This is a genomic window from Paenibacillus roseus (genome assembly GCF_016424485.1).
GTDB classification, from domain to species: Bacteria; Bacillota; Bacilli; order Paenibacillales; family Paenibacillaceae; genus Paenibacillus_D; species Paenibacillus_D roseus.
Genome location: NZ_JAELUP010000064.1, coordinates 1 through 10060, shown reverse-complemented (window position 1 = coordinate 10060; position 10060 = coordinate 1). Strand labels below are relative to the sequence as shown.

Below are 10060 nucleotides of genomic sequence, written 5' to 3'. Positions count from 1 at the left end.
AATTTGCAGTTGGGATCATAACTACCTGCTCAGAGTGCTTCAAATTCCCGTTTCAGACTGATTCCGTAAGCGATTGCCCTGGTAAGCTATTACCTAATGTTGAGATATTAGAGACTATATAGTATGATGGTAACATGATGCTATTTTTTGCCTACCTTCTACAACCAGTTTAATAAATAAGCTCGGAATAAAAGCAGATACTTGAGTTCTGATAGAACCCGTACTGGAAACTTTTAAAAATATGAAGAGATCATCATCACGCAGCTGGCGCCAACCCAAGCTGTTCTTGGATGGCTTTTGAGTTAACCCGTGCTTCTTTCTTGGTTCGAATCTGAGCAAACGAGACCTGCAGCAGTGAATCTATCCCGTATTTGCTGCGCAGTGGTACGTCATATTGCCTGATCACGCGTGATCAGGCAATATGACGTCATTCGAATGAAGCACGGCTGGGTGTATTTGTTTGCCATCATCGATCGGGACTCGGTATATCATAGGTTGGAACTTATAAACGCTGGAAATTGGTAAGAGCCGCGCAACCGTTAGCATCGCGATTGAGCGCTGCTAGCGCTTTTTAATTACAATGAATTCTATATTCTTCGTTTTTCCAGAACCCCCGACAAAATAGACAGGTGTGGAACGTTACATTCACTTGCACAATCGGTATCCGCCGCACCAATCGCTTCAAAACCATACGCAAAGGGAGTGTACAATCGAGTGGTGGCGCTTTCGTCCACAAGCCAATAACCAAGATTTCCTGCTCCTATGCTTGTGAATTGTTCTCCACTGGTAGAACGACACAACATACTTTGTACATCTTTTCGCACCTTAAAGTTTTTTGGAATTGTCTTGACATCTTGTTGTACCATACTAGGGAAATGGCTATTTCATTCGCAAGTCTAGGTTTGTTTTTTTGTTTAGCCCAGTAATGCCATTGTCGGATTCAGATCATGTTGCCGGCTTCTCGGCCTTTGGCTACAACCATTTTCTTAAAGCACAGATCATACCGTTTTCTCTCCAACGTCGTCACCTCTGTTTCATTGTATTGGAAATAAGGGTTGGACTGTCCAGCTTCATTTGGGGCTAAATAGAACTGATTCTGGACGAAGAGGAGATATCCATATTTTTTTGTCAAGAGAGAGTCTATTTCATAATAATGGGGGTTCATAAATATTGATTACAATAATTGATTACAAGGCAGGTAATGCACCTAGCGTGTATAACGCTATAAAAAGCTTGAATATTGATTGTAAAATGGCGAGTACCTCAACGGAAATAGAACAAGCATCAAAAATTATTCTTCCGGGGGTAGGCTCCGCTAGCGAAACCATGAGCTCTTTAGAGGAAATGGACGTCATCCACCTACTAAATGAAATGGTGTTAACTAAAGGGGTCCCTTTTTTGGGGATCTGTGTCGGGCTTCAAGTCTTATTTGACCACAGTGAAGAAGGGAACGTGGATTGCTTGGGATGGATTCCTGGGAAGGTAAAAAAGTTCTCTGCCTCTCAAGTAAGGGTTCCGCAAATGGGGTGGAATTCTGTAACATTCCAACGAAGCTCTGCGCTTATACAGGATGTTCCTGAGAATAGTTATTATTACTTTGTTAACTCCTATTATGCTGCTCCAGAGAATCATTCTGATGTACTTGGAGTAACCCATTATGGCTTGGATTTTTGTTCGGTTGTATCTCATAAGAATATACATGCAACTCAATTTCATGTTGAGAAGAGCGGTAATGTTGGACTGCAAATACTTAAAAATTTCTGCTTGAATGGAGGCTAATCACTTTGCTTACCAAACGTCTGATCGCTTGCTTCGATGTTATTAATGGACGCGTAACGAAAGCTAAGCAATTCCAGGAAAATATAGATATCGAGTCTGCAATAACGTTAGCGAAAAAACTATATAATGAGCAAATTGACGAAATTATTTTTTATGATATCACAGCAAGTTCAGAAAAAAGAAAAATTGACTTGCAAATTGTAAAAGAAGTAGCAGAACATGTCTTAGTTCCGTTCACTGTCGGTGGTGGAATTCGCTCTTTGAATGACATGTATGACGTTTTAAAAGCGGGTGCTGAGAAAATCAGCATAGACTCTATGGCTGTAAGAAATCCCAACATTATTAAAGAGGGAGCAAAAGCTTTTGGAAGTCAATGTATCGTTCTAAGTACGCAAGTGAAAAGAGTACCTAAAACAGATTCTATCCCTAGCGGATACGAAATTGCAATTGATGGAGCCCGTTTATTTACCGGTATGGATGCTGTCGAATGGGCAAAAAGAGGAGAAGAGCTAGGTGCTGGAGAAATATGCGTAAATAGTATCGATCAAGACGGCACACATATGGGTTTTGATCTAGAAATAACGAAAGCCATATCTAGTGCTGTCAACGTTCCAATTATCGCATCAGGCGGAGCCGGAAATATACGACATATTGCTGACGTATTTGGTCAAGCGGAGGCATCAGCCGCAATTATAAGTTCGTTGCTATACTCACCTTATCTTGAGAATAAAACAGTTCAAGAGATTAAAACTGAATTACTTGATCATGATGTTCATATCCGTCCTTGGATCAATCAAGATGATAACCAAGTGTAGTCATTAGGACTCAAAAAACCATCAAAATTCCCATTAAAAATGAACCGATACCCATACACTGGACACTTCAAAGAAATGTTTAGTTTGGCTCAACCTAAAAATTAGTGCTATAAATGAGCAAAAACGGATACAGAAATATTCAATTAGAGTTAAGTCAACTTAAACTTTTCACGAACCATGTGAAAAGGAACGCCTCGCTGTCCGCAATCGTAGACAAACTGAAGCCGATCCAGTTGGATTTGCTTACGAACGGCACGCAATCCGTCGCCAAACGAACTAAGCTGCCCCAAGCCTGTTGTGCAATATAAATGCGTCCAAGCCAACAATGCCCATAGGCGGATAAAGGCGGTGGTTGAACGAACCTGATACGTATCGAAGCCCAGTTGTTCTTGGACTGGCGGAAAAAAATCTCAATCGGCCAGCGTTTGGCGTAATAAGCTGAAATGGTTTCCGTCTCCAAAGAAACGTCTGTGCACAGGAAAGCACGCAGCGCTTTCGATTCGCCGAAAGCATGCTCCGGCCAGCACAGCAGAACAACGGCGTTGTCGATGTCGTTCAACGCGCCTTCATACCGATACGTCCAGTAGGAAGCATTGTTCACGGTCACGAGGCGAACGTCTTCTTTTCGGATGTGCGTGGCAAACTCCTGAACGGACACGCGAATGCCCTGCGGGTAGAGGATCCGATTGGTCTTCAGGCCGCCAATCAGGTGATAACCTGCGGCGGCGTAACGGTCGATGACGCGCGTGGTGGTAAACCAGGCATCCACCAGCACATAGCCGCTATGCGGGGGAAGCGGAAGCGTTGACGCCATGTCGCATAGGCGATCAATTTTCGTGTAGACGGTGCCATCGGGATGTGTGTTCGTTTTGTCGTACAGATCCATCGAATGGATCAATGAGATACCGTTGCTTTGGACGACCGTGGCTTGCACTTGATGACCCCAAACGACTTTGCCTTCCAAATGGGAATGATGAAAGCCGGTTCGCTCGATCGGAGACGCCGCCCGTGACGAAGGCTTGGTCTTCTTCGCAATCGTATCATCATGAATCACAAACAACGGCTCGTTTGTACGGTTGGCGATTTCAACCACCTGGCGAAGGGATTCCGTCTTGACCTTGTTTTGCAGCACCGCTTCATCCCACTTGCCTTCCGCCAGAAAATGACCGAGTGTCGTACGATGGCGATCACTGTATTCGGCCAGATCGACCACTTTGCCGCGAAATCCTTTCGCCGTGGCGGCCGCCATGTACGTCTCGATATGCGCCATCACCGGTTTGGAATAATAAAGCGGCAACCGGTGCTGCAACAAATAGTTGCGTAACGGGGCATGATCGGGTACGATGGCGGTATGAGACATAGCGAATCCTCCTGAGGTATAGGTTGTTGTGGTGACTACTTTTTACCACAAGGAGAACGCTTTGTCTCTATTCTTTTTGTTTTTACAGTTTACTGGAAGCGAATTTGCTCATTTATAGATTAGTGGTTTACATAGGGGAGAGAACAGCGAAGAGGCAGAGGAATTCTGGAGAAGCGCAGCGCTCGCCTTTTAAAACCCGATTCCCCCTGCAAACCTCCATGATGAAATCAAGGAACCGGGCTTTAACAGCGATCGGAAGAATCCTCTGCCACGCAGCGCCACCTCCACTAGAGACCAACCACTAATTTTAGTTTTGAGCCTTTAGTTTATGGGTATCTTTTTTATCCACACTTCATGGTTGCCAGGAGCCACTCTTGCCCATGCACCAGGTGATCGGCGTTGCGAATTGCCCCATATCTACGCCGTCTTTGGCAATGAGATTGGCAGTCGTTGTCCCACTGACATCGGGAATGGTTTGAATCATCTCGTATCCTTTCTGATAATGCTCCACCCAGTTTTGCTATGGACATTTTCACATAAGTTGTTTAATCGTTGCAGCTCCCAGATGTCCGCTGAGGGAACAAGGCTTTTTTCAATGAGCCCAACACACAGCAACTTGACAATCCATTCCGCTTCAGAAACATCTGTCTTGCGGCCTGGCACGTTTTAGCATTAGTGTTATATATACCGGTCACCAATAGATTCCTGTGCTTTTCTGTATACGGTAAAGACCTATTTTTTCTAGTTAATGTTATAATAAAAACCGTTTCTATTGTGAATGAGGAATTATGCCTCCTAATTTACGAAGAAACGGTTTTTTTATATAAGGTTTATAAATTGCACGGCAAAATCTTTTACGCTTGGTTGTATTGCTCCTATTTAACCCTTCACAGACCCGCCCAGCATGCCGCGCACAAAATATTTCTGCAGGGCGAAGAATACGGTGAGCGGCATGAGCATCGAGATAAAGGCGGCGGCTGTCAGCAGGTGCCAGTCATTGCCGCGGGAGCCGACGAGGTTGGCGATGTTCATCGACAATACTTGTACCTCCGGCCTGCTGCCGAGGAAGATCAGTGACACCAGGTAGTCATTCCACACCCAGAGGAACTGGAAGATGCTGATGGAGGCCAAAGCAGGTACGGATAGCGGCAGGATCAGCCTGCTGAAGATTGTAAAGTTCGATGCGCCGTCAATAAAGGCCGATTCAAACAGATCCTTCGGAAGCTGGCTGATCGACGAATACATAAAGTACGTAATTAGCGGCAGACCGAATGCGGTATGAGCGAGCCATATGCCGAAGTAGGTTCCGTTCAGTCCCAATACCGTATAGTCTCGAAGAATCGGAATGAGCGCTACCTGCATCGGTACAACCAGCAATGCGATGACAATAACGAACATCGTCCGTCTCCCCGGGAACCGCAGCCAGGCGAAGGCATAAGCGGCGAAGGAGGCGATGAAGATCGGAATAACCGTAGCCGGGACGGTTACCGCCAGCGTATTCCAGAATGAGCGCCCCATGCCGCTGCCCTTCTCCGTCTTAGTGCTGCCGTCCGGCATCGTGATGGAGTAGTTTTTCCCGCCGAGCACAGTCTCATAATTCTGGGTCGTGAATTCCAGATTGCTGGTCCAGGCCTTCTCCTGGACGTTGAGAAGACGAGCGCGGCGGTTTTCCCAGATCAGGCGCGTGCCATCCACCTCAACTCCGCTGCGAAGCTCATCGTCCGTGTATGTTCGGTCCTGAATCGCAATCGGTTCCCGCAGATCGGTATCCTTGGGCAGTTGAAGCTGTTCAGCCGTTGTCCAGCCGCGATGCGGAATGACTTTCCACCATCCGGTAGACAAAATATCTGCGGCAGGGCGGACGGAAGAGACGAGCAGTCCCAGAGTAGGGATCGTCCAGATCAGGCAAATAATTGCCAGCACGGTATTGACCAGCCATTTGGATTTGCGAACACTTTTTTTGCGGCGCATGATTAGAAGCCCCCCTCTCTGCGGAACTGGCGCAGATTGATGATGATGACTGGAATGACCGCAATCAGAAGCACAATCGCCAGCGTCGAGCCGTAGCCCGTGTTCTGGAACATGAATAACTGACGGTAAAATTGTGTCGCTACAACATCCGTTTCATATTGACCGCCCGTCATAATCATGACCACATCGAATATTTTTAGCGTAAATACGACGATCGTCGTCGTAACCGAGAGCAACGTGCCGGAAATGTAGGGAATTATGACGCTAAAGAAAATGCGGATTTCGCCCGCGCCGTCCATGCGTGCAGCTTCCAGAATCGACTCGGGGATGCTCTTGATGGCGGCTGAGAAAATAACCATGGCAAACCCCGTTTGCATCCAGATCAGGATGGCAATCAGGAACAAGTTGTTCCACGGACGGATCATACTGAGCCAGGCCTGGGCCTCGCCTCCGAAGGTGACGACAATTGCATTAAGCAGCCCGATCTGTTCCTGTCCCGGTTGATAGTAGTAGATAAATTTCCAAATGACGCCTGCTGCGACGAATGAGATCGCCATCGGCATGAAGATCAGTCCCTTGGCAATCTTCTCAAAGCTGCTCCGGTCCGCGAGAATTGCGATCAGCAGTCCGAGGGTGACACAGGCCAGCGTGCCGAAGAACACCCACAGCAGATTGTTGCGCAGCGCCATCACCAGCAGTCGGTCGGTGAAGACCGCAGCATAGTTGGCAAGACCGATGAAATTGGCCGAATTGCTGTCGAAAAAGCTCAAGTACAGCGTGCGAAGCGTCGGCAGCACCAGCAGCCAACCTAGCAGCAGGACGGCCGGTCCGATAAAGACAAAGGGCAAAACTCTCCGCTTCCATTGATCCGGATATTGCTCGACCACCCAGTTCATGGAGTAGTAAATGAAATAGATGCCAAATGCACCCCAGATAACCGCGATGACCGCATTCAGAATCGGATGCAGGCCGGCATCGCGGAACAGAATGAAAAACAGCCCGTGAATAGCAATATTCAAGGCAGGCACAAGCAGGGAAAGCAACAGCAAACGCAGAGTATGGCCCTTTTTAGCCTGTAACTCCATAACGAAACCTCCTTCTTGTATGCAGTATGCTTCAAAGTTAAAGAGGTCCCGGATACCACTGCGCCTTCGCCTATGCATGGGGCAGTGAAAGCACAAAACGCTCAATACCCGCCCGCGGCAATGGCGGAGTAGAAGATATCCGGGAGGCGTTATATTACTTCCAGCCGGTCTGGATTTCCTTCAAGGCGGTGTCCGCATCAACTGTACCGGAGATGTAGTCAGTCATGCCCTTCCAGAATGTGCCTGCGCCTACAGCGCCCGGCATCAGGTCGGAGCCGTCAAAGCGGATTGTTTCTGCATTCTGAACAAATTCGGCCATGCGGCGTTCTTGCTCGTTGGCGTACCAGGACGGGTCAGCGTCATTCATCGGGGCCGTAACGCCGCCGCTCTGAATCCACGTCTTCAGAGATTCGCCGGTTGTAAAATATTCGATGACAGCGCGAACCTCAGGCCGGTCATTGAACATCGCGTAGATGTCGCCGGAAATCAAAGCAGGTGTGCCGTATTGGGGATCAATGGACGGGAACGGGAACCAGTCGTAATCATCATCAGTAAGTCCTGCCGGGAAGAAGCTGGTAACGAATCCGGCCATGCGGTGCAGCCATGCTTTCGGCGGGTTGTCGAACAGTACCGTGGCTGCATCGCCGAATGATGTCGTAGCGATGGATTTGCGACCGCCGTACACATAATCTTCGTTGAACCAGATTTCAGACATTTTCTCTAGCGCGTTTTTCACAATTGGATCTGTAAATGGCAATTCCCCGCTCACCCATTTGTCGTAATTCTCAGGCGAGGTCGTGCGGAGCATAATATCTTCCAGCCAGTCGGTTGCAGGCCATCCGGTAGCGGCGCCGCTCTCAATGCCGATGCTCCAGGCAGGGTCGCCATCCTTGGCAATCTGATCTGTCAGTTCTATCAGCTCATCCCATGTATTCGGAATGGTGTAGCCGGCTGCTTCAAACTCTTTTTTGTTGTACCAGACAAGGCTCTTCACACTGCTGCGCGCCCAGACGCCCGCCATGATATCTCCATTCGGTCCCGGCATTTTGGCCATATCGAGCCAGCTTTGGTTGTACTGCTTATTGAGATAGTCGTCGCCCAGGAAGGTAGAAACGTCAATCACCTTGCCATCTTTAACGAAAGTGCCGAGCAGTCCCGGCTGCGGGAAATCAGCAATATCCGGGGCGTTGCCTCCGTTGACGCGTACTGAAATCGTCGCTTCGAACTCCTTCGAGCTTTCGTAGGCAACTTCAATTCCGGTCTTTTCCTCGAATGCCTTTTTGCTCTCATTGAATTTAACTTCGTCCGCATCCGTGAATGGTCCGAACATGGTGACCTTTTTGCCTTTGAATTCCCCGTTAAGCGCTTTGGTCAGAGCAGATTCTCCGTCTGATCCCGTATTGCCGGTTGTCTGATTGTTATTTTTGCCCGGTTCAGGAACTGTCGGAGTGTTGCTGCCCTTGCCTGCACAGGCTGTCAGTGTCAGAGCGAATACCAGCATCATAATCAATATCAGCATGGAGCTTCTTTTTGGTTTGCGTTGCATGAGACCTCAACCCTTTCTAAAATGGATAAATATAAGTTCTTTCTAGAAATCTGCTATGTGTGATCAGGGACATTATGCATGTGTACTTTGCTGGAAGCATCACCTCCCGGAAAGAATATGGCTGAATAATCATGCCCTATTATGGATAAAAATACTACATCGTCTATAAATAGCGCTTACAAGTCTGAAAAGCTTTTCAAAATCAATATCTGGATTTTCCTTGGACTTAGAAAGGACTGGGGAATGATGCTTCCCCCTGGAATATGATAGTGTTCAATCCGCATGAATAGGATAGATATGAATTCCTGTAGATTCTCTGATGATTAACCTATGTGGGAGCTTTTCTCTTAATACCCTAACTTTGCCTTTTGTAATCAGTTCATGAAGCATTTGTACGCTGCGGTAGCCGATTTCGTAGGTTGGTTGCTCGATGGTGGTCAGCTTGGGGATGAACATTTCCGCCATGCGAATGTTGTCAAAACCGATTACGGATACTTGACCGGGTACGGTCTTCCCCTGATCCCGGAGGTAGGAGATCGTTCCCATGGCAAATTCGTCGGAGGCCGCGAATACGGCTGTCAGTTCGGGATGCCTTGCGAACAGGCGGGCAGCAGCTTCATAGGCATCGCTGTAACGGTGCTCGGCATATTCCACGAACGGGTTGCAATGATGAAGTCCGGCCTCGTCCAATGCACGAAGGAATCCTTCATAGCGGGGCTGGCCGGAAATCGTGCGGTCAAGCGGCATATTGATCATGCCAATGTTGCGATGTCCGGATACAATCAAGTGACGGACGGCCTCGAAGGCTGCCTGCTCGTCATCAATGTCGACGGAGGGAATATTGTATTCCGGCGCATTGGTCGAGGCGAGCACAAAGGGCAGATGATAACGCTCCATCTCCTCATAATACTCCTTATGGAGCGAGTCGCTGGCGAAGATAAAGCCGTCTACCTGCTTCTCGAAGAAGCTCCGCACATAATTGATGGTTCGCTGCTTGTCACGGTCCGTATTGCAAATCATAAGCGAATGATTCAGTCGGACAGCGGCATCCTGCATTCCCCGAATCAGTCCGGTGAAGTACGGGTTCTCGATATCCGGTATCATGACCCCAATCGTATCCGATTTCTTGTATATTAATCCTCTTGCAAATGCGTTCGGCTGGTACTGAAGGGCCTCAATTGCCTTCAGCACCCGGTCGCGCTTCTCCACGGTGACCGTGTCTGGAGCATTCATGACTCTGGAAACGGTGCTGATAGAGACATTAGCGTATTTGGCCACATCACGAATGGTAGCTTTCATCAGAGCACGCCTTCCCGGTATAGTTCTTTATGGGTAAAAAGGGTTTGAAAACCTTTTCTGAAAAGCTTTTCAAATCCATTATAGCTACAAGTGACAAATTTTGCAACCAAATTCATCCACTTTTGTTATTCGTCTGTGATAATGTCATCCCATAACTGTTCTGAGATAATGTCACTATGGGACAGGAGACAATAACGTTGACAAA

Annotated in this window: 7 protein-coding genes and 1 pseudogene; 2 read left to right on the top strand and 6 right to left on the bottom strand. The window is 47.8% G+C overall.

Annotated features, from left to right (window positions below):
• Positions 1-1170 precede the first annotated feature (1170 nt).
• Together hisH and hisF are read left to right on the top strand one after the other, a co-directional pair.
• Positions 1171-1779, top strand: coding sequence for an imidazole glycerol phosphate synthase subunit HisH (hisH, locus tag JFN88_RS12090; RefSeq protein WP_199019556.1), 609 nt, complete (start codon positions 1171-1173; stop codon positions 1777-1779).
• A 5-nt stretch (positions 1780-1784) separates the two neighbouring features.
• Complete coding sequence (gene hisF, locus JFN88_RS12085) at positions 1785-2594, top strand: imidazole glycerol phosphate synthase subunit HisF (protein WP_199019555.1); 810 nt, start codon at positions 1785-1787, stop codon at positions 2592-2594.
• A gap of 149 nt (positions 2595-2743) precedes the next feature.
• Here the strand turns inward: hisF and JFN88_RS12080 are convergent.
• From JFN88_RS12080 to JFN88_RS12055, 6 genes and pseudogenes are all read right to left on the bottom strand, one after another.
• Positions 2744-3954 (bottom strand): annotated as a pseudogene (locus JFN88_RS12080) (IS701 family transposase).
• Positions 3955-4306: 352 nt separating this feature from the next.
• Complete coding sequence (locus JFN88_RS12075; protein WP_199019554.1) at positions 4307-4465, bottom strand: hypothetical protein; 159 nt, start codon at positions 4463-4465, stop codon at positions 4307-4309.
• 368 nt (positions 4466-4833) lie between these two features.
• Entirely contained in the window at positions 4834-5925 is a 1092-nt protein-coding gene (locus tag JFN88_RS12070; RefSeq protein ID WP_199019553.1) for a carbohydrate ABC transporter permease, read from the bottom strand.
• A 2-nt stretch (positions 5926-5927) separates the two neighbouring features.
• On the bottom strand, positions 5928-7010 hold the full coding sequence (locus JFN88_RS12065) for a carbohydrate ABC transporter permease (protein ID WP_199019552.1): 1083 nt from the start codon (positions 7008-7010) through the stop codon (positions 5928-5930).
• Positions 7011-7164: 154 nt separating this feature from the next.
• The gene (locus tag JFN88_RS12060; RefSeq protein WP_199019551.1) at positions 7165-8556 is read right to left on the bottom strand and encodes an ABC transporter substrate-binding protein; all 1392 of its coding nucleotides are present in this window, start codon (positions 8554-8556) and stop codon (positions 7165-7167) included.
• A 273-nt stretch (positions 8557-8829) separates the two neighbouring features.
• On the bottom strand, positions 8830-9855 hold the full coding sequence (locus tag JFN88_RS12055; RefSeq protein WP_199019550.1) for a LacI family DNA-binding transcriptional regulator: 1026 nt from the start codon (positions 9853-9855) through the stop codon (positions 8830-8832).
• Positions 9856-10060: the final 205 nt, after the last annotated feature.

Bases quoted from the DNA above. Each gene is read 5' to 3' on its own strand.
- JFN88_RS12070 (WP_199019553.1), bottom strand. From the start codon at position 5,925: ATGCGCCGCAAAAAAAGTGTTCGCAAATCCAAATGGCTGGTCAATACC.
- JFN88_RS12060 (WP_199019551.1), bottom strand. From the start codon at position 8,556: ATGCAACGCAAACCAAAAAGAAGCTCCATGCTGATATTGATTATGATG.
- JFN88_RS12055 (WP_199019550.1), bottom strand. From the start codon at position 9,855: ATGAAAGCTACCATTCGTGATGTGGCCAAATACGCTAATGTCTCTATC.
- JFN88_RS12065 (WP_199019552.1), bottom strand. From the start codon at position 7,010: ATGGAGTTACAGGCTAAAAAGGGCCATACTCTGCGTTTGCTGTTGCTT.